This window comes from Pseudomonas sp. 2835 (genome assembly GCF_050435905.1).
Classification (GTDB): domain Bacteria; phylum Pseudomonadota; class Gammaproteobacteria; order Pseudomonadales; family Pseudomonadaceae; genus Aquipseudomonas.
In genome coordinates this window covers 130,866-152,349 of record NZ_JBNDLE010000011.1, presented here as the reverse complement: position 1 = coordinate 152,349, position 21,484 = coordinate 130,866, and the positions used below count along the sequence as shown (strand labels likewise).

Genomic DNA, 21,484 nt, shown 5'->3' with positions numbered 1-21,484 from the left:
GTGATGCTTTCCCGATGCTCGAACAGTACGTCAAGAAGATCCTCACCTCGCGCGTTTACGACGTTGCCGTCGAAACTCCGTTGCAGACCGCCGGCCAGCTGAGCAAGCGTCTGGGCAACAACATCCTGCTCAAGCGTGAAGACTTGCAGCCGGTGTTCTCATTCAAGATTCGCGGTGCCTACAATAAGCTGGCCCAGCTCAGTGCCCAGGAGCTGGCCCGTGGCGTGGTCACCGCATCGGCCGGCAACCACGCCCAGGGCGTGGCCCTGGCGGCCCGCGAGCTTGGGATCAAGGCCACTATCGTGATGCCCAAGACCACCCCCGAGATCAAGATCGAAGGCGTGCGTTCGCGCGGCGGCAAGGTGGTGCTGCACGGTGACTCGTTCCCGGAAGCACTGGCCTATTCGCTGAAGCTGGTGGACGAGAAGGGCTATGTCTACATCCACCCCTATGATGATCCGCACACCATTGCCGGGCAGGGCACCGTGGCCATGGAGATCCTCCGCCAGCACCCCGGCCAGCTGGACGCTATCTTCGTCCCGGTCGGTGGCGGCGGCCTGATCGCTGGCATCGCTGCCTACGTGAAATACCTGCGTCCGGAGATCAAAGTGATCGGCGTCGAGCCGGACGACTCCAACTGCCTGCAGGCCGCCATGGCCGCAGGTGAGCGCGTGGTATTGCCGCAGGTCGGGCTGTTTGCCGATGGCGTGGCGGTGGCGCAGATCGGCCAGCATACCTTCGACATCTGTAAGGACTACGTCGACGAGGTGATTACTGTCAGTACCGACGAGATCTGCGCAGCCATCAAGGATATTTACGACGATACCCGCTCGATCACTGAACCTGCCGGCGCCTTGGGCGTTGCCGGGATCAAGAAATACGTCGAACTCAGTAGCGCAACCGGCCAGACCCTGGTGGCCATCGATTCCGGCGCCAACGTCAACTTCGACCGCTTGCGCCATGTTGCCGAGCGCGCCGAGCTGGGCGAGGGCCGCGAAGCCATCATCGCCGTGACCATCCCCGAGCAGCCGGGCAGCTTCAAGGCCTTCTGCGAGGCGGTGGGCAAGCGCCAGATCACCGAATTCAACTACCGCTACCATGCCGACGGCGAAGCACACATCTTTGTCGGCGTGCAGACCCATCCGGATACCGACCCGCGTAGCGCGCTGATCCAGAGCCTGACCGAGCAAGGCTTCCCGGTGCTCGACCTGACCGACAACGAGCTGGCCAAGCTGCATATCCGCCACATGGTCGGCGGCCATGCGGCGCGGGTCAGCGACGAGCTGGTGCTGCGGTTCGAGTTCCCGGAGCGTCCGGGGGCGCTGTTCAACTTCCTCAACAAGCTGGGCGGGCGCTGGAACATCTCGATGTTCCACTACCGCAACCATGGCGCGGCCGATGGTCGCGTAGTCGCCGGCCTGCAGGTACCGGATGATGAGCGCCACCTGGTGCCGGCGGCGCTGGCCAAGATTGGCTACCCGTACTGGGACGAAACCGATAACCCGGCGTACCGGCTGTTCCTGGGCTGAGCGTCTACGCTGTTGGGCAACGCCTGAGGAAGAAATAAGAAATGGAACTGCTGACTACCCTGAAAACCGCCCACATCCTGGCCACCGTGTTGCTGCTGGGCAGCGCCCTGGGGCTGGCGATCTGGACCTTTATTGCGCGCCGCAAGGGCGATGCCAGTGCCCACACCCGGCTGATGGCCCGGCCGCTGGTGTTTGTCTGGCTGTTGATGGGCATCTGCCTGGTAAGCATGCCGTTCACCGGCTGGTGGCTGGTGCACCTGATCGGCTGGCCGTTGGGCCAGACCTGGGTGCTGGGCTCCAGCGTGATCTACACCTTCGCAGCGTTTAGCTGGTTCTGGTTGCTGGCGCGAGTCAACCGCCTGCGCACGGCGCCGACTGTGGGCAACCCGAAATTCACCCTGGCGCTGGCGGTGTTCAGCGGTGTCTGTTTTATCGCCATCGCCGGGCTGATGGGTGCCAAGCCGGTCTGATCATGCCCGCTCCCACCGAGCAGTCGCTCCCATAGCGGCGATCAATCGCGCAGGCTGATCACTTTCCAGCCGCGCTTCTGGGCTTCGGCGCGCAGGTTCGGGTCCGGATCGACGGCGACCGGGTTGGCCACCTTCTCCAGCAGCGGCAGGTCGTTCATCGAGTCGCTGTAGAAGTAGCTGTCGTCCAGGCTGTAGCCGTTTTCCAGCAACCAGCGGTTCAGGCGCGTCACTTTGCCTTCACGGAAGCAGGGTATATCGGTACTGCGCCCGGTGAAACGGCCGTCGAGCATTTCGCATTCGGTCGCCAGCAGGGTCTGTACGCCCAGGCGCTTGGCGATCGGGCCGGTGATGAAACGGTTGGTGGCGGTGATGATCACCAGCTTGTCGCCGGCATCCTGGTGCTGTTTCAGCAGGGCCAGGGCCTTGGGCAGGATGATCGGCTCGACGCAGTCGCGCATGAAATCGCGATGCCATTCGTCGAGTTGCGCCATTTCCGTGGTCGCGAGGATTTCCAGGCTGAAGTTCAGGTAGGCGTTCAGGTCCAGCTTGCCGGCCAGATAGTCCTGATAGAAGGCGTCGTTGCGGTTCTGGTACTCGACCGGGTCGAGAATGCCGCGTTCGCACAGGTAGTCACCCCAGGCGTGGTCGCTGTCGCCACCAAGGAGCGTGTTGTCCAGATCGAATAAAGCCAGGCGCATTTAAGTCACTCGCATAACATCTGAAAAGTCCCACAGAATACGGACTTTTCACATCGGTGCACATAAGGTAAACAGGCGCGTTGCTGGCCTTGTGACCTTTGTGGAACAATGCCGTGACATGCGTTTGCGAGGTTGCTGCCGTGATCGACCCCGATGGTTTTCGCCCCAATGTCGGGATCATTCTGACGAATGATCTTGGGCAGGTGCTATGGGCTCGACGGATCAACCAGGATGCCTGGCAGTTTCCCCAGGGAGGTATCAACCCCGAGGAAACGCCGGAAGATGCCCTGTACCGCGAGCTGAACGAAGAAGTGGGGCTTGAGCGAGATGATGTTGAAATTCTTGCCTGCACCCGCGGCTGGTTGCGTTATCGTTTACCCCAACGCCTGGTCCGTACCCACAGCCAACCGCTGTGTATCGGCCAGAAACAGAAATGGTTCCTGCTGCGCCTGGTCTCCAACGAGCAACGGGTGCGGATGGACTTGACCGGTAAACCGGAGTTCGACGGCTGGCGCTGGGTCAGCTATTGGTATCCGCTGGGCCAGGTGGTGACATTCAAGCGCGAGGTTTACCGCCGCGCTCTCAAAGAGCTTGCCCCGCGCCTGCTGGCGCGCGACTGACGACGGAGTTCGACCCCGAGCCATGCTCAATACGCTGCGCAAGATCGTCCAGGAAGTTAACTCCGCCAAGGATCTCAAGACGGCGTTGGGGATCATTGTGTTGCGCGTAAAAGAGGCCATGGGCAGTCAGGTCTGCTCCGTCTACCTGCTCGACCCCGAGACCAACCGTTTCGTGCTGATGGCCACCGAGGGCCTGAACAAGCGCTCGATCGGCAAGGTCAGCATGGCCCCCAACGAGGGCTTGGTGGGCCTGGTCGGTACCCGCGAAGAGCCGCTGAACCTGGAAAACGCCGCCGACCACCCGCGCTATCGCTACTTCGCCGAAACCGGCGAAGAGCGCTTTGCCTCCTTTCTCGGTGCGCCGATCATCCACCACCGCCGCGTGGTCGGGGTGTTGGTCATCCAGCAAAAGGAGCGGCGCCAGTTCGACGAGGGCGAAGAAGCCTTCCTGGTGACCATGAGCGCGCAGCTGGCCGGGGTTATCGCCCATGCCGAGGCCACCGGCTCGATCCGCGGCCTGGGCCGTCAGGGCAAGGGTATCCAGGAGGCCAAGTTCGTCGGCGTGCCGGGTTCACCCGGCGCTGCGGTGGGCAAGGCGGTGGTCATGCTGCCACCGGCCGACCTCGATGTGGTGCCGGACAAGAGCGTCGATGACATCGACGCCGAACTGAAACTGTTCAACAACGCCCTGGAAGGGGTGCGCGAAGACATGCGCAACCTCTCCGCCAAACTCGCCACCCAGTTGCGCCCGGAAGAGCGCGCGCTGTTCGACGTCTACCTGATGATGCTCGAAGACGCGGCCCTGGGCGGTGAAGTGGTGCAGGTGATCAAGACCGGCCAGTGGGCCCAGGGTGCGCTGCGCCAGGTGGTCGGCGAGCACGTCAACCGCTTCGAGCTGATGGACGACGCCTACCTGCGCGAGAGGGCTTCGGACGTGAAGGATCTGGGCCGGCGGCTGCTGGCCTACCTGCAGGAGGCCCGTCAGCTGTCGCTGGTCTATCCCGACAACAGCATTCTCATCAGCGAAGAACTGACCCCGGCGATGCTTGGCGAAGTGCCAGAAGGCAAGCTGGTCGGCCTGGTTTCGGTGCTGGGCTCGGGCAACTCCCACGTTGCCATCCTGGCCCGGGCCATGGGCATTCCGACCGTCATGGGCCTGGTCGACCTGCCGTATTCCAAGGTCGACGGCATCGACATGATCGTCGATGGCTACAAGGGCGAGGTCTATACCAACCCCAGCGAAGTGCTGCGCAAGCAGTACGCTGAAGTCGTCGAAGAAGAACGCCAGCTGGCCCAGGGCCTCGACGCCCTGCGTGAGCTGCCTTGCGTGACCCTCGACGGCCATCGCATGCCGCTGTGGGTCAACACCGGCCTGCTTGCCGATGTCGCTCGCGCCCAGCAGCGTGGCGCCGAGGGCGTCGGCCTGTACCGCACCGAAGTGCCATTCATGATCAACCAGCGCTTCCCCAGTGAGAAGGAACAGCTGGCGATCTATCGTGAGCAACTGGCGGCCTTCCACCCGCTGCCGGTGACCATGCGCAGCCTGGATATCGGCGGCGACAAGGCGCTGTCGTACTTCCCGATCAAGGAAGACAACCCGTTCCTCGGCTGGCGCGGTATCCGTGTCACCCTCGATCACCCGGAAATCTTCCTGGTGCAGACCCGCGCCATGCTCAAGGCCAGTGAAGGCCTGAACAACCTGCGCATCCTGCTGCCGATGATTTCCGGTATTCACGAACTCGAAGAAGCCCTGCACCTGATCCACCGGGCCTGGGGCGAAGTGCGCGACGAAGGCACCGACGTGCCGATGCCGCCGGTGGGGGTGATGATCGAAATCCCTGCGGCGGTGTACCAGACCCGCGAGCTGGCGCGCCAGGTGGACTTCCTCTCGGTCGGCTCAAACGACCTGACCCAGTATTTGCTGGCGGTCGACCGCAACAACCCGCGCGTCGCCGACCTCTATGACTACCTGCACCCGGCGGTGCTCCAGGCCCTGCAGAACGTGGTGCGCGATGCCCACGCCGAAGGCAAGCCGGTGAGCATCTGCGGCGAGATGGCCGGTGACCCGGCGGCGGCGGTGCTGCTGATGGCCATGGGTTTCGACAGCCTGTCGATGAACGCTACCAACCTGCCCAAGGTGAAGTGGATGTTGCGTCAGGTCAGCCTGAGCAAGTCCAAGGAACTGCTGGCCCAGGCCATGGGCATCGACAACCCGCAAGTTATCCACAGCTCGCTGCAGCTGGCCCTGAAGAACCTGGGCCTGGCACGGATGATCGGGCCAGGAGTGGGCAAGCCTTTGTGAGGTTTGGGGGCTGCTTTGCAGCCCATCGCTGGCTTGCCAGCGATAGCGTCAGACCTGCAAACACACCTCCCCCAGATGCCCGCCAAGCGGCCCGAAGCTGCGCTCCACCATTTGCCGTCGGCCATCGGCCTCGACTATCAGCACGGTACTGGCCCGCGTCCCGTAGTTCTGGCTGGCAATAAACACGCTCGACAATAACCGCTCGGTACCCAGGCCGACGCCGGTCTCCGGCAGCTCGCTGTCTGCCGCCGGCAGGTTATCCCCAAGTAATTCCAGCAAGCGCTGCGGCTGTGGATCGGCCAGTTGCAATTGCAAGCCCGCCCGCGCCTTGACCAGCTTCGGCCAGGGCGTATCCAGGCCGGCATTGGACAAACCGTAAACCCCGGCGCCCAGCAACTGCGGCGTGGCTTGCCGGGCATTCAGGTAACCCAGTTGCGTGCTGTCGGCGACCAGCAGGTTGAACCCCGAATACTGCTGGCTGCGGCTGGCAACCTGATCCAGGTAAGCCTCAACCCCCAGCTCTCCGCGCAAAAACGCCGCCACCAGCTCGCCGCGCGAGCGTGCGCCCTGGGGCTGCTGCGGGTCGCGGATATTGGTCAGCGCGGCAAAGCGGCCATTGGGGCCGACCCCCAGCCAGGTGCCGCCGGCTTCCAGGTCGCGCCCGGCATAAACCCCCGGCGCATCCTCCCAGGCCCCCAGCACACGGCTGGGGCGGGCGTAGAACTCATCACGGTTGGCCGCGACGATCAGCGGCTGGGCATGCCCGGGCCGCCAGGCAAAGACGATCAGACACATAGGTGGACCTCTGTGTTTTTGCCCACTCTACCGATAGCGTCCGACGCGATCCATCGACTTAATGTGTCTTCACTAGAGCCGCAGGCCTACCTTCCGTTACCATGCCGGACTGAATTTACGGGGGCGACAATGGAATTCGTGCTCTATCTGGCGCTGGGCGCCTGCGCAGGCGTGCTGGCCGGGCTGTTTGGGGTTGGTGGCGGCATTATCATCGTGCCGGTGCTGGTGTTCAGTTTCACTCTGCAAGGCTTCGACGCGTCGGTGCTGACCCACCTGGCGGTGGGTACCTCGCTGGCGACCATTGTCTTCACCTCGGTCAATGCCATCCGCGAGCACCACCGCAAGGGCGCGGTGCAGTGGCCGATTTTCGTCTGGATGACCCTGGGGATCCTGGTCGGTGCCGGTATCGGTGCAAAGACCGCCTCGGCGATCCAGGGCCCGATGCTGCAGAAGATCATCGGCGTGTTCGCCCTGGTGATCGCCGTGCAGATGGCCCTCGACCTCAAGCCCAAGGCCAGCCGTGGCATCCCCGGCAAGCCCGGGCTGACACTCGCCGGCAGCGTGATCGGCTGGGCCTCGGCGATCTTCGGCATCGGCGGCGGCTCGTTGACCGTGCCGTTCCTGACCTGGCGCAGCCTGCCGATGCAGCAGGCGGTGGCAACCTCGTCGGCCTGCGGCTTTCCGATTGCCGTGGCCAGTGCCCTGAGTTTTATCTGGCTGGGCTGGCACGACCCGCACCTGCCGGCGCATAGCCTGGGTTTTGTCTATCTGCCCGCACTGCTGGGGATTGCCCTGACCAGCATGTTTTTTGCCCGCTTCGGCGCGCGCCTGGCACATAAACTGTCGCCACGCCTGCTCAAGCGGCTGTTCGCCGCGCTGCTGTTTTGCGTCGGCCTTAGCTTTTTGCTTTAACGAGAGGAGTCACCATGCTGCCTTATCCGCAGATAGATCCAGTAGCCCTTGACCTGAAATGGATCAAAATCCATTGGTACGGTCTGATGTACCTGGTCGGCATCGGCGGCGCATGGCTGCTGGCCTCGCGTCGCCTGAACCGCTTCGACCCGACCTGGAGCCGCGAAAAACTCTCGGACCTGGTGTTCTGGCTGTCCATGGGCGTAATTGCCGGCGGGCGGTTGGGCTACGTGCTGTTCTATGACCTGCACGCCTACCTCGCCAACCCGACCTTGATCCTCGAAGTGTGGAAGGGCGGCATGTCGTTCCACGGCGGCTTTATCGGCGTGATGCTCGCGGCCTTGTGGTTCGGCAAGCGCAACAACAAGTCGTTCTTCGAGCTGATGGACTTCGTCGCGCCACTGGTTCCGATCGGCCTCGGTGCCGGGCGTATCGGCAACTTCATCAACGCCGAACTGTGGGGCAAGGCCACCGACGTGCCGTGGGCGATGGTCTTCCCGCCGTTCAGCGACCCGGCGCAGTTGCCGCGTCACCCGTCGCAGCTGTACCAGTTCGCCCTGGAAGGTGTGGCATTATTCCTGATCCTTTGGCTGTACTCGCGCAAACCGCGCCCGACCATGGCCGTTTCCGGCATGTTCGCGCTGTTCTACGGCATTTTCCGTTTCATCGTAGAGTTCGTGCGGGTACCCGATGCCCAGCTTGGCTACATCGCCTTTGGCTGGTTGACCATGGGTCAGTTGCTCTGCGTGCCGATGATTGTCGGTGGCATCTTCTTGATCTGGTTGGCCTACAACCGCAAACCCACGGTCAAGGCCGCCGTTTGAATTTCCACGGCAGGGCGATCCCCTGCCGTCTTTGCTACAGGTAAGCCATGAAACAGTATCTAGATCTGGTCCGCGACGTCATCGAAAACGGCACCCTGCAAGGTAACCGTACCGGTATCCGCACCATCAGCCTGCCTGGCGCCATGCTGCGCTTCGACCTGCAGAAGGGCTTCCCGGCCATCACCACCCGCAAGCTGGCGTTCAAGTCGGCCATCGGTGAAATGGTCGGCTTCCTGCGTGGTGTGAAGAATGCCGGCGAGTTCCGTGAGCTGGGTTGCAAGGTCTGGGACCAGAACGCCAACGAAAACGCCCAGTGGCTGGCCAACCCGTTTCGCCAGGGCCATGACGACCTCGGTGAGATCTACGGCGTGCAATGGCGCCAGTGGCCGGCCTACAAGCGCATCCCGCTGAGCAACCCGGCCGCCATCGAACTGGCCAAGAGCCAGGGCTTCCAGCAGATCGCCCAGGCCGAGGAAGACGGCGAAGCCTTCGTGGTGCTGTACAAGGCCATCGACCAGATCCGCCAGTGCATCGATACCATCCACAACGACCCGGGCAGCCGGCGCATCCTGTTCCACGGCTGGAACTGCGCCCAGCTCGACGAGATGGCCCTGCCGCCGTGCCACCTGCTGTACCAGTTCCACCCGAATGTCGAGACCAAGGAAATTTCCCTGACCCTCTACATCCGCTCCAACGACCTGGGCCTGGGCACGCCGTTCAACCTCACCGAAGGCGCCGCCCTGCTGTCGCTGATGGGCCGCCTGACCGGCTACACGCCGCGCTGGTTCACCTATTTCATCGGTGATGCGCACGTCTACGAAAACCACCTGGACATGCTCAACGAACAGCTCAAGCGCGAGCCGCTGGCTGCGCCGAAGCTGGTGATCAGTGATCGTGTGCCGGAATTCGCCAAGACTGGCGTGTACGAGCCAGAGTGGCTGGAGAAGATCGAACCGAGCGACTTCAGCCTCGAAGGCTACGAGCACCATGCGCCGATGACGGCGCCGATGGCGGTCTGAGTTCTGCCAGTGAACTGGCTGGGCTGCCTGTGGGAGCGGGCACCTCAATCAGTGCCCGTGGCTTCTGCCCACATGTGAATGCTCCGCCTCTGGCGCCGTTACTGCGCCATTGACCTCAAGATGCTGCAGGATCGAGCACTGGACCTCCTTGGGATGGCAGTGCTGACGCAGTTCCAGCAATTGGGCCTGCAGTGCCTGCAGCCCATCGATGCGCGCCTTGACGTGCTGGATGTGTTCATCGATCAACGCGTTGACGCTTTCGCACTGGTCATCCGGGCTGTCGCGCAGGCGCAGCAGGCTGCGGATTTCTTCCAGGGTCATGTCGAGGGTGCGGCAGTTGCGGATGAAGGTCAGGCGCTCGACGTGGGCCTGGGTGTACATCCGGTAGTTGCCTTCGCTGCGCGCCGGCTCCGGCAGCAGGTTTTCCCGCTCGTAGTAACGGATGGTTTCCACCGCGCAATCGGTGGCTTTGGCCAGTTCTCCGATCTTCATCTGCAAATACCTCGACAAGTGGCTTGACCCTATAGTGGCTACAGGGTGTTCACTTGGCAACAGGACATTTAAGGATGAACCCATGAATCAGCCTGTCAGCCACACTCCCGGTAAAGCCCCTCACGATCATGACCACAGCCATGATCACGCCAGGCATGAACATGCCGAGCACGCCCACAGCTGCTGCTCCCACGACGCCGCACCGGCCCTGGTGCAGTTGAGCAAGGCGAGCAGTGCCGGTGCGCGGTTGAGCCGTTTCCGTATCGAGGCCATGGATTGCCCGACCGAACAGACCCTGATCCAGAACAAGCTGGGCAAGCTGGCCGGGGTCGAGCAGCTGGAGTTCAACCTGATCAATCGCATCCTCGGCGTGCGCCACACCCATGCCGATACTGTCGCCATCGAGCAGGCGGTCGCCTCGCTGGGCATGCAGGCTGACCCGTTGAGCGAGGCCAGCGAAGAAGCTACCGCTGCGCCTGCGCCGGTGAAAAAGCACTGGTGGCCGCTGGCGTTGGCCGGTGTGGCGGCGCTGGGCGCCGAGGCAATCCACTTTGCCGAGCTGGCGCCTTCCTGGGTGGTGGCCCTGGTCGCTCTGGTGTCGATTCTCAGCTGCGGCCTGGGTACCTACAAAAAGGGCTGGATCGCCCTCAAGAACGGCAACCTCAATATCAACGCGCTGATGAGCATTGCCGTGACCGGTGCGGTGCTGATCGGCCAGTGGCCGGAAGCGGCCATGGTCATGTTCCTGTTCACCGTCGCCGAGCTGATCGAGGCGCGCTCGCTGGACCGCGCGCGCAACGCCATCGGCGGGCTGATGCAGTTGAGCCCGGACCTGGCCACCGTGCAGCAAGTCGATGGCCAGTGGCGTGAGCTGGACGTCAAGCAGGTCGCCCTCGGTGATCTGGTGCGCGTGCGTCCTGGCGAGCGCATCGGCCTGGACGGCGAGGTGGTCAGCGGCCAGTCGAGCATCGACCAGGCGCCGATCACTGGCGAGAGCCTGCCGGTAGAGAAGGGCCCCGGCGACAAGGTTTTTGCCGGCACCATCAACCAGGCCGGGGCGCTGGAGTACCGGGTGACGGCAGCGGCCGGGCAATCGACCCTGGCGCGGATCATCAAGGCCGTGGAAGAAGCCCAGGGCGCGCGGGCGCCGACCCAGCGCTTCGTCGACCAGTTCTCGCGGATCTACACCCCGGCGGTGTTTGCCTTCGCCCTGGCGGTGGCGGTGATTCCGCCGCTGTTCATGGCCGGTGCCTGGTTCGACTGGATCTACCGCGCGCTGGTGTTGCTGGTGGTGGCATGTCCGTGTGCGCTGGTGATTTCCACCCCGGTGACCATCGTCAGCGGCCTGGCCGCTGCGGCGCGCAAAGGCATTCTGGTCAAGGGCGGGGTGTACCTGGAAGGCGGGCGCAAACTCGACTTCCTGGCCCTGGACAAGACCGGCACCATCACCCACGGCAAGCCGGTGCAAACCGACCATGAAGTGCTCGAACCGCTGTTCGAAGGCCGTGCCCAGGCGCTGGCGGCCAGCCTTGCCGATCGCTCCGATCACCCGGTATCGCGCGCCATTGCCGTGTTTGCCAATCAGCAGCAGTTGCCCCTGAGTGAAGTAACGGCCTTTGAAGCCCTGGCCGGTCGTGGTGTGCGCGGGGAAATTGATGGCGAGCTGTATCACCTCGGTAACCATCGCCTGGTCGAAGAACTCGGCCTGTGCTCGCCACAGCTCGAAGCCCGGCTCGATACTCTGGAGCGGCAGGGCAAGACCGTTGTGCTGCTGCTCGACAAGTCCGGCCCGCTGGCGCTGTTCGCCGTCGCCGACACGGTCAAGGACAGCAGCCGCGAGGCGATCGCCGAACTGCATGAGCTGGGTATCAAGACTGTCATGCTGACCGGCGACAATCCGCACACGGCCCAGGCGATTGCCGCCCAGGTCGGGATCGACCAGGCCCATGGCAACCTGCTGCCGGCCGACAAGCTCAAGACCATCGAGGACCTGTACGCTCAGGGCCATCGGGTCGGCATGGTCGGCGACGGCATCAACGATGCCCCGGCCCTGGCCCGCGCCGAGATCGGCTTTGCCATGGCCGCGGCCGGTACCGACACCGCCATCGAGACCGCCGACGTGGCATTGATGGATGATGACTTGCGCAAAATCCCGGCCTTCGTCAGGCTCTCGCGCCAGAGTGCGGCGATCCTGACTCAGAACATTGTTCTGGCGCTGGGGATCAAGGCGATCTTCCTGGCAGTCACCTTCGCCGGCATGGCAACCATGTGGATGGCGGTGTTTGCCGACATGGGCGTGAGTTTGCTGGTGGTCTTCAACGGCCTGCGCCTGCTGCGTAAATAGAGGATGTATGTTGAGTTCCGAGTTGAAAGCCTTCTACATGGTTGCCCGCCTGGGCAGCATTACCCTGGCGGCGAAGAAACTCGGGCTCAGCCAACCGACGGTCACCACGCAGATCCGCAACCTCGAAAGCCAGTATGCGGTCGAGCTGTTCTACCGCGGCGGTCGCCGTCTGACCCTCAGTGACGACGGCACGCGCCTGCTGCCGATGGTCAAGGCGCTGCTGCAGCAGGAAGCCGATATCGAGTTCTTCCTGCGTAACAGTGGCCAGGGCCAGGGCAGTTTGCGTATCGCTGCCACGGCGCCGTACTACATCCTCGACCTGGTGAAGATCTTTCGCGAGCGCTTGCCGCAGGTGGAGGTGTCGGTGGAGATCGGCAACTCCCAGCAGGTGCTGGAATTGCTCGAGGACTACCGGGTCGATCTGGCCGCCTCATCGCAACTGGTCGAGGATGCACGCCTGGTGCGGCGGGTGCTGGGTACCGACCCGCTGGTGGTGGCGGTGCATCGCAACCATGTGCTGGCCAGTCGTGAGTCGCTGCCGCTGTCGGCGCTGGCAGGGCATTGCCTGCTGGTACGAGAGCAGGGTTCGACCACGCGCAAGCTGACCGAGCAGATGCTCGAAGCGGCAGGGGTTAAGGTTGGCTCGCTGCTTGAGATTGGCAGCCGCGAGTCGATTCGCGAAGCGGTGCTGCGCAATATCGGCATCAGCATCATTGCCCGCCATGAAGTGCCGCATAACCCCGAGCTGCGGGTGCTGAGCCTGGAGGGCGCGCCGGTGATGCATGAGTATCTGTATTGCTTGAAGGAACGGCGTCAGGCACGGTTGCCGGCGGCTTTTCTGGGGTTGGCTCAGGAAGTGGCGGCGGTAGAGGTGTAGCAGACGGGCGCTTCGCACCCGTTTCGCCGGCAACGCCAGCTCCCACAGTGCCAGCCGAGATCACACCAAAATCTGCCTATACCACTATCGGCAACTTTTGCCTCTGCGCCACAGAACCTTCGCATTGCCCGCCTAGCATGACCCTCATTCGCTCGATGAGGTCCTGCCATGAACACTCCGGTCGCAAACCCAGGCGCACAAATGAAAGTGCGCGGTATCCATAAGCGCTTTGGCGCCTTTACCGCCCTGCACGATGTTTCCCTCGACGTCGCCGCTGGTGAGCTGGTGTGCTTGCTGGGCCCGTCCGGCTGCGGCAAGACCACCCTGCTGCGCTGCATCGCCGGCCTCGAGCGCCAGGACCGCGGCACCCTGTACATCGGTGACCGCGATATCTCCGAGCTGCCACCCCAGGCCCGGGATTACGGCATTCTGTTCCAGTCCTACGCGCTGTTCCCCAACCTCACCGTCGAAGCCAACATCGCCTATGGCCTGGCCGGCAGCGGTCGCGACGAAGTACGTCAGCGGGTGGCGCAGATGCTCGAGCTGGTGGGCCTGAGCGGCAGCGAGAAGAAGTACCCCGGCCAGCTTTCCGGCGGCCAGCAACAGCGCGTGGCCCTGGCCCGAGCCCTGGCCCCGGCACCGTCGTTGCTGCTGCTCGACGAGCCGATGTCGGCCCTCGACGCTCGGGTGCGCGAGCACTTGTGCAGCGAATTGCGCCAGCTGCAACGCCAGCTCGGCATCACCACCCTGATGGTCACCCACAACCAGGACGAAGCCATGTTGATGGCCGACCGCATCGCGGTGATGAACAACGGCCAGGTCGAGCAGTACGCCACCCCGCAGGAAATCTACGACAAGCCGGCCACGCCGTTCGTTGCCGAGTTCGTCGGCCAGGGCAACTGGCTGCCGTTCCAGCGCCACAGCGATAGCCATGCCCAGGTCGGTGCACTGAACATGCGCCTGGCCGATGGGGCCAGCCAGGCCCGCAGCGGCCGCCTGTTCTGCCGCCCGGAAGCGATCAGCGTCAACCCGCCGGTGCATGAAGAGAACCTGTTCCCGGCGCGGGTGCGCGAAATCACTTTCCTCGGCAATCGCTGCCGCATGAGTTTCGAATTCAACGAGTTGCCGGGCCATGCCCTGCTTGCCGAGGTCGCCCCCGAGTCGATGCCGCGCCTGGGCTCCCAGGACATCTGGGTCGCCTTGCCGCCGCGCAGCCTGCAGGTGTTTGCCTGAGATGGCCGCGCCAATCGCCATGCCGATCGCGCACGCGAAGGCAACCCGGCGCGCCGGTGTTTCGCTGGGTGATCGACTGTTCGTGGTCGGTGGCAAGTGGTTGCTGCTGCTTTTGCTCACCGTCGCGGTGCTGATGCCGCTGCTGGCGATCTTCTGGCGCGGTTTCAGCAGCGATGCCGGCCAGGGCGGTGGCCTGGTCGCTGCTCGCGAACTGTTTGCCAGCGCCAACTTTCACTGGCTGCTGGGCAATAGCCTGAAGGTCTCGCTCAGCGTTGCGGCCATCGTAGTGCCGCTGGCCTACCTGTTCGCCTACGCCCTGCAGCGCACGTTGATCCCGGCCAAGGGCCTGTGGCGCGGCATTTCGCTGCTGCCGTTGCTGGCGCCGTCGATGCTGCCGGCCATTGCCCTGGTCTACCTGTTCGGCAACCAGGGGCTGCTGCGCGGGCTGCTCAGCGACAATATCTACGGCTTCTGGGGCATTGTCCTCGGCGAGGCGATCTACACCTTCCCGCATGCGCTGATGATCCTGCTGTCGGCACTGTCGCTGGCCGATGCGCGCTTGTTCGACGCCGCCTCGAGCATGGGCGCCGGGCCTTGGCGGGCGTTTCACAGCATCACCTGGCCAGCCACCCGGCAGGCGGTGTTCGCCGCCTTCTGCCTGGTGTTCACCCTGACCATTACTGACTTCGGCGTGCCGGTGGTGGTCGGTGGCGACTACCAGGTGCTGGCGCTGGAAGCCTACAAGGCCGTGGTCGGCCAGCAGCAGTTCGGTCGTGGCGCCTTGATCGGCATGGTCCTGCTGGTGCCGGCGCTGCTCAGCTTTGCCGTCGATGCCTGGCTGCGCCGCCGTCAGGGCGATTCGATGAGCGGCCGGGCGCAGGTGTTCCAGCCACAGCCGTCGCGGCGTCGCGATGCCTGCTTCCTGGCCGTGGTCATCCTGATTTGCGCGGTGCTGTTGCTGGTGGTGGGCATGGCGGTGTACTCATCGCTGGTCAAGTTCTGGCCTTACAACCTGTCGCTGTCGCTCAAGCACTACCAGTTCGACGAAACCGCCGGTGGCGGCTGGCTGGCCTACCGCAACAGCCTGACCATGGCCCTGGGCACTGCGCTGATCGGCAGCGCGGTGATTTTCACCGGCGCCTACCTGATGGAAAAAACCAAGGGCCAGCGCAGCTTGAACCTGCTGCTGCGCCTGCTCAGCTTTGTGCCGATGGCGGTGCCGGGCCTGGTGCTGGGGCTTGGCTACGTATTCTTCTTCAACCTCAGCAGCAACCCGCTGCATGTGTTCTACGGCAGCATGGCGCTGCTGGTGGTGTGCACCATTGCCCACTACCTGACCACCGCCAACATGACCGCAACCACTGCCCTGCGCCAGCTCGATGGCGAGTTCGAAGCCGCCGCGCTGTCGCTCAAGGCGCCGCTGTACCGGCACTTCATGCGAGTCACCGTACCGATCTGCCTGCCGGCCTTGCTCGACATCATCCGCTACCTGTTCGTCTCGGCGATGACCACGGTGTCGGCGGCGATCTTCCTCTACAGCCCCGACACCATCCTCGCCGCGGTCGCTGTGCTGAACATGGATGACGCCGGCAACGTCGGCGGCGCCGCGGCGATGTCGACCCTGATCCTGCTGACCAGCGCCACCGTTTCGCTGCTCCTGGCCTGGGCCTCGCGTGGCCTGTTGCAACGCTCCCAAGCCTGGCGCCAGCGCGCGCCGGGTCACTGATTGCCTCTCCCAACCTGTACCGTTCAAAGGAACCGCATCATGTTCAAGCCACTTGCTCTTGCCGCTGCCGTCCTCACTGCGTTCAGTGTTCAGGCCTTGGCCGCCGACACCCAGCTGACGGTGTACACCGCGCTCGAAGCCGAACAGCTCAAGAGCTACAAACAGGCTTTCGAAAAGGCCAACCCGGACATCGAAATCAAGTGGGTGCGTGATTCCACCGGCATCATCACCGCCAAGCTGCTGGCCGAAAAAGACCGCCCGCAAGCCGATGCCGTGTGGGGCCTGGCGGCATCGAGCCTGGCAATCCTCGACCAGCAGGGCATGCTGCAAAGCTATGCCCCGAAAGACCTGGGCAAGATCGGCGCCAACTACCGCGATGCCGCCAATCCGCCGGCCTGGGTGGGCATGGACGTCTGGGCTGCGACCATCTGTTTCAATACCATCGAGGCCGAGAAGCAGGGCCTGAGCAAGCCGCTGAGCTGGCAGGACCTGACCAAGCCTGAGTACAAGGGCAAGATCGTCATGCCTAACCCGGCATCTTCCGGCACCGGTTTCCTCGATGTCAGCGCCTGGCTGCAAACCTTCGGCGAGAAGCAGGGCTGGGCCTACATGGACGGCCTGCACCAGAACATCGGCCAGTACGTTCACTCTGGCTCCAAGCCGTGCAAGCTGGCTGCTGCTGGCGAATTCCCGATCGGCATCTCGTTCGAATACCCGGCCGTGCAGCTCAAGCGCCAGGGCGCGCCGCTGGACATCGTCCTGCCGAAGGAAGGCCTGGGCTGGGAGATCGAAGCCACCGCGGTGATCAAGGGCAGCAAGCATGAAGACGCGGCCAAGCGTCTGGCCGACTTCTCGGCGAGCCCGGCGGCCATGGAACTGTACAAGGAAAACTTCGCCGTACTGGCCCAGCCCGGCATCGCCAAGCCGCAGACCGAACTGCCGGCCGACTACGAGCAGCGCCTGATCAAGAACGACTTCGCCTGGGCTTCGAAGAACCGCGACAGCATCCTCGCCGAATGGCGCAAGCGCTATGACGGCAAGTCGGAGAAGGTCGCGCAGCAGTAATACCGGGTTGGCTTCATCGCCGGCAAGGCCGGCTCCCACAGGTCCTCAGTGCTGCAGAGATCTCTGTGGGAGCTGGCCTTGCCAGCGATGGGGCCACTGCAATTCTTCAAGGAACCTCAGATGACCGATCTACTCATCGTCGGCGCCGGCATCCTCGGCCTGTCCCATGCCTACGCCGCTGCCCGACGCGGGCTCAAGGTGCGGGTCTTCGAGCGCAGCGCGACGCCCCTGGGCGCTTCGGTGCGCAACTTCGGCCAGGCCCTGGTTACGGGGCAGCCACCCGGCCAGATGCTCGAACTGGCCAAGGCCAGCAGTGGTATCTGGAAGCACTGGGCGCAGCAGGCCGGCTTCGAGCTCAAGGCCAATGGCTCGCTGCTGTTTGCCCGCACCGCGCTGGAGCTGGAACTGCTCGAAGCCTTCTGTGCCGAGCGCGCACCACAACATGATTACCAGGTGGAACTGCTCAGCGGCGCCGCCTTGAACGATCTGTACGGCGGCCAGTTTCGTCACCACCGCGCGGCCTTGCGCGGCTTGCAAGACCAGCAGTTGTATTCCCGCGAAGCGCTGCCGAGCCTGATCCGCTTCCTGCAGCAGGAACTGGATGTAGAGTTTCACTTTTCAACCTTGGTACGCGCTATCGAACCTGGTCGCGTATCGACCACGGTGGGGGACTTCAGCGCCAGGCAGGTTGTGGTTTGCTCTGGCCACGACTACCAGACCCTGCTCGCCGAACCCATCGCCGCCCTGCAACCGCAGGTTTGTCGTCTGCAGATGCTCCGCGCCCGGCCGCGCTTCAAGCTCGACCTGCAGCACGCCCTGCTGACCGGCCTGAGCTGCGTGCACTACGGCGCCTTCGCCGACCTGCCGCAAGCCCAGGCGCTGAAAGCGCAACTGCAGGCCAACAGCCCGCACCTGCTGGAGCATGGTATTCACCTGCTGATCAGCCCGACGCCCCATGGCGAGCTGATCATCGGCGACTCCCATGCCTATGGCAGCGATGCTTCGCCGTTCAACGCCGAGCAGGTTGACAACTGGATGATCGAGCTGGCCGAGCAGACGCTCGGCGGTCGCATCGAGGTGGTCGAACGCTGGCAAGGCGTCTATGGTTCTGGCGGGCCGGGGCCGTTTTCCTTGCTGCAGGTGGCGCCGGGCGTCAGCGCCGCATTAATGCACAGCGGTGTCGGTATGAGCGTCGGCCCGGCCCTGGCCGAGCAACATATCGCCCGTTTGCTGGAGGAGAGTGACTGATCATGGGTAGCGCCGAACAGATTGTCAGCGAGGTCTTCGCCTTGTATCAGCAGCATGGCAATGAAGACTACATCGGCGAGCCGGTTTCGCAGCTCGAGCATATGTCCCAGGCGGCGCAGCTGGCATTGGCCGAGGGCTATGACGACGAAGTGGTGTTGGCGGCGTTCTTCCATGACATTGGCCACATCTGTGGCGGCGCTGAAGGCGACATGGGCGGCTACGGCGCGGTCAGCCATGAGCGTGTGGGCGCCAACTACCTGCGCCGCTGCGGCTTCAGCGAGCGTTTGGCCAGGCTGGTGGAGTACCACGTCGAGGCCAAGCGCTACCTGACCTTGCGTCAGCCGGGTTATTACCAGCGCTTGAGCGAGGCCAGCCGGCGCACCCTGGAGTACCAGGGTGGGGTGATGAGCGAGGCCGAGGCCGATGCCTTCGAGCAAGACCCACTGTGTGCGGTGAGTCTGCGCATGCGCCAGTGGGATGAGCTGGCCAAGGAGATGGATGTGCCGGTGATTGACCTGCAACTGCTCAAGGGCAAGGCGCTAAAGCTCCTGCACTAGCGCATCAATCTGCTCCTGGCGTTCGGCCTGATTGACCCTCGCCCCCGAATTGAGCGACGACCACTGCGGATGCGCCCGGGCCTTGCCCAGCGCTTGCGGCAGCTTGCCTTCGCGCCAGGTCTGCTCTTGCGGCGCCGCTAGCTTGATTCGCTCCAGCGCCGCATGGCCCCGGGCATCCAGGGCGTGAATCAGCTGATGCTGACGCAACGCCAACAGGCGCAATACGCTGTCATCCACCGTCAACTCGCGCTGGCCCTTGAGCTTGCCGAGCAGGCGCGAGCCATAGCTGCGGGCAGTCTGAAGCGCGCCACCGGCAATCGCTCCGGCCAGCGCCGCGGCACCGAGGGTCAGGCCGCCGACCAGCAAGTCGACCCCGGCCCCGGCCGCCGCACCGGCTGCCACGCCACTGCCCAGGCGCACGCCGAGCAGCTTGAGGGTTTCCGGGTTGAACAGGTCATCGCCCCAGCGCCCGTCGAGCAAAGGCAGGTCGCTGCTGGCGGCGTCTTCCTTGCGAAACGCATAGAGCTTGAGCAGCGCTTCGACGCAGCGTTGCTCGCGCTGGCGCACATCGCGGCGCAGGGCTTCAATGGCCAAGGCTTCGGCGTCAGGTTCGGCGACCACGCTGCGCCGGCAGGCGGCGCAGTCGAGCAAAAGGTCGGCGACCAGGCGCTTGGCGCTTTCACGCCGCGCCTGGCGCTGGGCCTGCTGATCGTCGATCAGGCGTTGCAGCGCTGGTCGCGAGTGCTCCAGCATCAACGCCAGGCTTTCGTACAGGCGGCGTTCGCCGTCTTCTGGCGGCGCGACGCTGTCAAAGCGCACCAGCGCATGCAACCCCAGCCGCGCCAGGGCTTCGCGCCAGTCAGCTTCGCGATGGTCGCTGCTGGCGACGAAGTTGAGCACCGGTAGCAACGGCCTGCCGCAGCCGGCCAGCACTTCCAGCTCGTCGCGGTACTTGGCCAGCACCGGCTCGCGGGCATCGATCACATACAGGCCAGCGTCACTGGCCAGGAGCTGGCGCAGCACCTTGGCCTCTTGCTCGAAACGCTGGCGCGCCTCGCTACTTTGCAGAAAACGCTCCAGCCGTGCCGGGCCATCGAGACGCTCGCCCGGGCGTTCCAGGCGCTCAACGTAGTCGAGCAGGGCGATGGCGTCTTCCAGCCCCGGGGTGTCGTAGAGCTCCAGCAGCGGCTCGCCGTCTACGGATAACCGCGCGCCTTCGACATGGCGCGTGGTGCTCGGCCGATGTGACACTTCGCCGAAGCCGACATCGCGGGTCAGGGTGCGCAAGAGCGAGGTCTTGCCGACATTGGTGTGGCCGACCACGGCCAGTTTCAGCGGCTTAGTCATGGCCATGCTCCAGCCAGGTCAGCGGGGCGGTGTCGGCGTAGCTCAAGCCGAGGTGCTCCAGGGCCTGGTGCCAGTCCCCGAGACGGTCAGCGTCCAGCGCCTGGCCGGGCATCGCCTGCAGCAGCCAGATGCGCGTGGCACCGGCATTACGCGCAAGCTCGGCGAGCAGCGCCAGGCTGCCGCGGTCGGGCGAGCGGCGCGGGTCGCAGGCAATCGCCAGGCGCGCTGGCGGAAAACGGCTGAGTTGTTCGAGCAGTTTGTTGCGCGACTCGCGGCTATCGAGGATGCCGGCGTTGCTTACCGTTGCCGGTAGGACGGGTGGCCACGGGCGTTGATCGTCCAGCTCCAGGCCTACCAGCAGGGCGCCTTCGCTGTGTTCGTCACCGACTCCGCGCACAATCTGCGGCAAGGCATCAGGCGCGGCGTCGTTGACGCCCAGGCGCTCGCTGCTGGGCATCAGCGCATCGCGCAGCTGGCTGTAGCCGGGCAGGTTGAGGTCCAACTGCAAGCGCGCCCGGCCACTGTGCCAGCGCCACAGGCACAAGGCGCCAAGCAGCAGGCGCGGAACGATGCCGTACACCAGCAGCACGCCGAGCAGCCATCCGGCCCAGGCCTGGCGGGCCAGTTCCAGTGCCGGTTGAGTGTCGCCGCTGGCGCGGATCATGGCCACGTCCGGCACGCTGAAACCGAGCAGTGCCGGCAGGGCGCCAAGGGCTTGGGTCAGGGCTACGAAGGTGTCGGCGCCAAGAATGGTGGTTTCCCAGACGAAGCCGTAACGCCGGGTCGCCAGCAGAATCAGCAGCATCACCAGCGCCGTGCCCAGGGCCACCAGCCACAGGCTGTGCACCAACAGGCCAAGCAGCCAGCGGTTGAGTTTTTGCCGCTGCAGCATCACCAGCAGGGCCGGGGCCAGGTGCGCGGCCTGGGCATCGCGGGCGAATTTTTCACTCAGCCACAGCCACAGGCGGCCAAGGGTAGCGCCCTGTTCACCGGCGAAGAAAAAGCCCAGCAGCCAACCCAGCAATAGCAGGATATTGAGCCCGAGCAGGCTGCCCAGGGCCCAGAACACGTTGACCGGGCGCAGGCTGTCGCCGAGGGCGGCCAGGGCCAGGCCGGCGCCGCTGAGCACGGCCAGCACCACCAGGGCGGCCAGCGCCAGGCGTGCGCCTTGTTTCCAGTGCTGCAGGGCGCTGCGCATGCCGTCGCGTTCGGCCAGCCACAGGGCGCGGCTTTCGATGCGCGCCGGCAGGTCGCCACCGGCCTGGCGGGCGCGGCGGTTGGCTTCCTGGTCTTCCAAGGGGCCTGCATGCTCTTCGCGCAGGCGCACGGCTTCGGTAAGCCAGCGTTTGTCCAGGTCAGTCAGTGCAGTCACACGGTCTTCCATTGATCAAGTCAGCCCAAAGCATAACCCAGGCATCGAAGATCG

19 protein-coding genes are annotated in these 21,484 nt (G+C 64.3%); 14 read left to right on the top strand and 5 right to left on the bottom strand.

From position 1 onward, the window contains the following. The first annotated feature begins 14 nt into the window (after positions 1-14). The gene (gene ilvA / locus ABIE20_RS17535) at positions 15-1,529 is read left to right on the top strand and encodes a threonine ammonia-lyase, biosynthetic (protein WP_429506217.1); all 1,515 of its coding nucleotides are present in this window, start codon (positions 15-17) and stop codon (positions 1,527-1,529) included. A gap of 41 nt (positions 1,530-1,570) precedes the next feature. Then, the gene (locus ABIE20_RS17530; RefSeq protein WP_045201819.1) at positions 1,571-1,999 is read left to right on the top strand and encodes a DUF2269 family protein; all 429 of its coding nucleotides are present in this window, start codon (positions 1,571-1,573) and stop codon (positions 1,997-1,999) included. A 41-nt stretch (positions 2,000-2,040) separates the two neighbouring features. On the opposite strand, the gene ABIE20_RS17525 is transcribed toward ABIE20_RS17530, so the two are convergent. Beyond that, positions 2,041-2,697 (bottom strand): HAD family hydrolase, encoded by a 657-nt coding sequence (locus ABIE20_RS17525; RefSeq protein WP_429506216.1) that lies wholly within the window; start codon positions 2,695-2,697, stop codon positions 2,041-2,043. 140 nt (positions 2,698-2,837) lie between these two features. Between ABIE20_RS17525 and ABIE20_RS17520 the strand changes: the two genes are divergently transcribed. After that, complete coding sequence (locus tag ABIE20_RS17520) at positions 2,838-3,317, top strand: RNA pyrophosphohydrolase (RefSeq protein ID WP_010222140.1); 480 nt, start codon at positions 2,838-2,840, stop codon at positions 3,315-3,317. Between the two features lie 22 nt (positions 3,318-3,339). Then, positions 3,340-5,619 (top strand): phosphoenolpyruvate--protein phosphotransferase, encoded by a 2,280-nt coding sequence (gene ptsP / locus ABIE20_RS17515; RefSeq protein WP_429506214.1) that lies wholly within the window; start codon positions 3,340-3,342, stop codon positions 5,617-5,619. Between the two features lie 48 nt (positions 5,620-5,667). Here ptsP and ABIE20_RS17510 read toward each other — a convergent pair whose 3' ends face one another. Further along, positions 5,668-6,414, bottom strand: a complete 747-nt coding sequence (locus tag ABIE20_RS17510) for an NRDE family protein (RefSeq protein ID WP_401288772.1) — start codon at positions 6,412-6,414, stop codon at positions 5,668-5,670. Between the two features lie 129 nt (positions 6,415-6,543). On the opposite strand from ABIE20_RS17510, the gene ABIE20_RS17505 reads away from it, so the two are divergent. Genes ABIE20_RS17505 through ABIE20_RS17495 form a run of 3 tightly spaced genes read left to right on the top strand, consistent with a single transcriptional unit; the run spans position 6,544 to position 9,169 of the window. Then, positions 6,544-7,326 (top strand): sulfite exporter TauE/SafE family protein, encoded by a 783-nt coding sequence (locus ABIE20_RS17505; RefSeq protein WP_401288769.1) that lies wholly within the window; start codon positions 6,544-6,546, stop codon positions 7,324-7,326. 14 nt (positions 7,327-7,340) lie between these two features. After that, on the top strand, positions 7,341-8,150 hold the full coding sequence (lgt, locus tag ABIE20_RS17500; RefSeq protein ID WP_429506213.1) for a prolipoprotein diacylglyceryl transferase: 810 nt from the start codon (positions 7,341-7,343) through the stop codon (positions 8,148-8,150). Positions 8,151-8,197: 47 nt separating this feature from the next. Further along, positions 8,198-9,169, top strand: a complete 972-nt coding sequence (locus ABIE20_RS17495) for a thymidylate synthase (protein WP_429506212.1) — start codon at positions 8,198-8,200, stop codon at positions 9,167-9,169. 48 nt (positions 9,170-9,217) lie between these two features. On the opposite strand, the gene cadR is transcribed toward ABIE20_RS17495, so the two are convergent. Then, positions 9,218-9,661, bottom strand: a complete 444-nt coding sequence (cadR, locus tag ABIE20_RS17490) for a Cd(II)/Pb(II)-responsive transcriptional regulator (protein ID WP_038997693.1) — start codon at positions 9,659-9,661, stop codon at positions 9,218-9,220. Positions 9,662-9,743: 82 nt separating this feature from the next. Here cadR and ABIE20_RS17485 point away from each other — a divergent pair, with 82 nt between their 5' ends. The 7 genes from ABIE20_RS17485 to ABIE20_RS17455 all read left to right on the top strand — a co-directional run bounded on the left by ABIE20_RS17485 (position 9,744) and on the right by ABIE20_RS17455 (position 18,711). Next, entirely contained in the window at positions 9,744-12,005 is a 2,262-nt protein-coding gene (locus ABIE20_RS17485; protein ID WP_429506210.1) for a heavy metal translocating P-type ATPase, read from the top strand. A 7-nt stretch (positions 12,006-12,012) separates the two neighbouring features. Beyond that, positions 12,013-12,882, top strand: coding sequence for a LysR family transcriptional regulator (locus ABIE20_RS17480; RefSeq protein ID WP_429506209.1), 870 nt, complete (start codon positions 12,013-12,015; stop codon positions 12,880-12,882). Positions 12,883-13,050: 168 nt separating this feature from the next. Then, entirely contained in the window at positions 13,051-14,115 is a 1,065-nt protein-coding gene (locus ABIE20_RS17475; protein WP_045201841.1) for a putative 2-aminoethylphosphonate ABC transporter ATP-binding protein, read from the top strand. Between the two features lies 1 nt (position 14,116). Then, a complete protein-coding gene (locus tag ABIE20_RS17470; RefSeq protein ID WP_429506208.1) occupies positions 14,117-15,841 on the top strand; it encodes a putative 2-aminoethylphosphonate ABC transporter permease subunit in 1,725 nt (574 codons plus the stop codon). 39 nt (positions 15,842-15,880) lie between these two features. Then, a complete protein-coding gene (locus ABIE20_RS17465; protein WP_429506207.1) occupies positions 15,881-16,906 on the top strand; it encodes a putative 2-aminoethylphosphonate ABC transporter substrate-binding protein in 1,026 nt (341 codons plus the stop codon). Positions 16,907-17,026: 120 nt separating this feature from the next. Next, positions 17,027-18,154 carry a TIGR03364 family FAD-dependent oxidoreductase gene (locus ABIE20_RS17460; RefSeq protein WP_429506205.1) on the top strand — a complete coding sequence of 376 codons (1,128 nt, stop codon included), beginning with the start codon at positions 17,027-17,029 and terminating at the stop codon, positions 18,152-18,154. 2 nt (positions 18,155-18,156) lie between these two features. Then, a complete protein-coding gene (locus ABIE20_RS17455) occupies positions 18,157-18,711 on the top strand; it encodes a phosphonate degradation HD-domain oxygenase (RefSeq protein ID WP_429506204.1) in 555 nt (184 codons plus the stop codon). Here ABIE20_RS17455 and ABIE20_RS17450 read toward each other — a convergent pair. Beyond that, positions 18,694-20,058, bottom strand: coding sequence for a GTPase/DUF3482 domain-containing protein (locus ABIE20_RS17450; protein ID WP_429506203.1), 1,365 nt, complete (start codon positions 20,056-20,058; stop codon positions 18,694-18,696). The two genes, ABIE20_RS17455 and ABIE20_RS17450, sit on opposite strands and share 18 nt — an antisense overlap. Continuing rightward, a complete protein-coding gene (locus ABIE20_RS17445) occupies positions 20,051-21,442 on the bottom strand; it encodes a DUF2868 domain-containing protein (RefSeq protein WP_429506201.1) in 1,392 nt (463 codons plus the stop codon). Before ABIE20_RS17445 ends, ABIE20_RS17450 begins: the two co-directional genes overlap by 8 nt. Positions 21,443-21,484 lie beyond the last annotated feature (42 nt).

Bases quoted from the DNA above. Each gene is read 5' to 3' on its own strand.
- ABIE20_RS17450 (WP_429506203.1), bottom strand. From the start codon at position 20,058: ATGACTAAGCCGCTGAAACTGGCCGTGGTCGGCCACACCAATGTCGGC.
- ABIE20_RS17480 (WP_429506209.1), top strand. From the start codon at position 12,013: ATGTTGAGTTCCGAGTTGAAAGCCTTCTACATGGTTGCCCGCCTGGGC.
- ABIE20_RS17455 (WP_429506204.1), top strand. From the start codon at position 18,157: ATGGGTAGCGCCGAACAGATTGTCAGCGAGGTCTTCGCCTTGTATCAG.
- ABIE20_RS17470 (WP_429506208.1), top strand. From the start codon at position 14,117: ATGGCCGCGCCAATCGCCATGCCGATCGCGCACGCGAAGGCAACCCGG.
- ptsP (WP_429506214.1), top strand. From the start codon at position 3,340: ATGCTCAATACGCTGCGCAAGATCGTCCAGGAAGTTAACTCCGCCAAG.
- ABIE20_RS17525 (WP_429506216.1), bottom strand. From the start codon at position 2,697: ATGCGCCTGGCTTTATTCGATCTGGACAACACGCTCCTTGGTGGCGAC.
- ABIE20_RS17505 (WP_401288769.1), top strand. From the start codon at position 6,544: ATGGAATTCGTGCTCTATCTGGCGCTGGGCGCCTGCGCAGGCGTGCTG.
- ABIE20_RS17460 (WP_429506205.1), top strand. From the start codon at position 17,027: ATGACCGATCTACTCATCGTCGGCGCCGGCATCCTCGGCCTGTCCCAT.
- ABIE20_RS17485 (WP_429506210.1), top strand. From the start codon at position 9,744: ATGAATCAGCCTGTCAGCCACACTCCCGGTAAAGCCCCTCACGATCAT.
- ABIE20_RS17495 (WP_429506212.1), top strand. From the start codon at position 8,198: ATGAAACAGTATCTAGATCTGGTCCGCGACGTCATCGAAAACGGCACC.
- ilvA (WP_429506217.1), top strand. From the start codon at position 15: ATGCTCGAACAGTACGTCAAGAAGATCCTCACCTCGCGCGTTTACGAC.
- ABIE20_RS17465 (WP_429506207.1), top strand. From the start codon at position 15,881: ATGTTCAAGCCACTTGCTCTTGCCGCTGCCGTCCTCACTGCGTTCAGT.
- ABIE20_RS17510 (WP_401288772.1), bottom strand. From the start codon at position 6,414: ATGTGTCTGATCGTCTTTGCCTGGCGGCCCGGGCATGCCCAGCCGCTG.
- ABIE20_RS17445 (WP_429506201.1), bottom strand. From the start codon at position 21,442: ATGGAAGACCGTGTGACTGCACTGACTGACCTGGACAAACGCTGGCTT.
- cadR (WP_038997693.1), bottom strand. From the start codon at position 9,661: ATGAAGATCGGAGAACTGGCCAAAGCCACCGATTGCGCGGTGGAAACC.
- lgt (WP_429506213.1), top strand. From the start codon at position 7,341: ATGCTGCCTTATCCGCAGATAGATCCAGTAGCCCTTGACCTGAAATGG.
- ABIE20_RS17530 (WP_045201819.1), top strand. From the start codon at position 1,571: ATGGAACTGCTGACTACCCTGAAAACCGCCCACATCCTGGCCACCGTG.
- ABIE20_RS17475 (WP_045201841.1), top strand. From the start codon at position 13,051: ATGAACACTCCGGTCGCAAACCCAGGCGCACAAATGAAAGTGCGCGGT.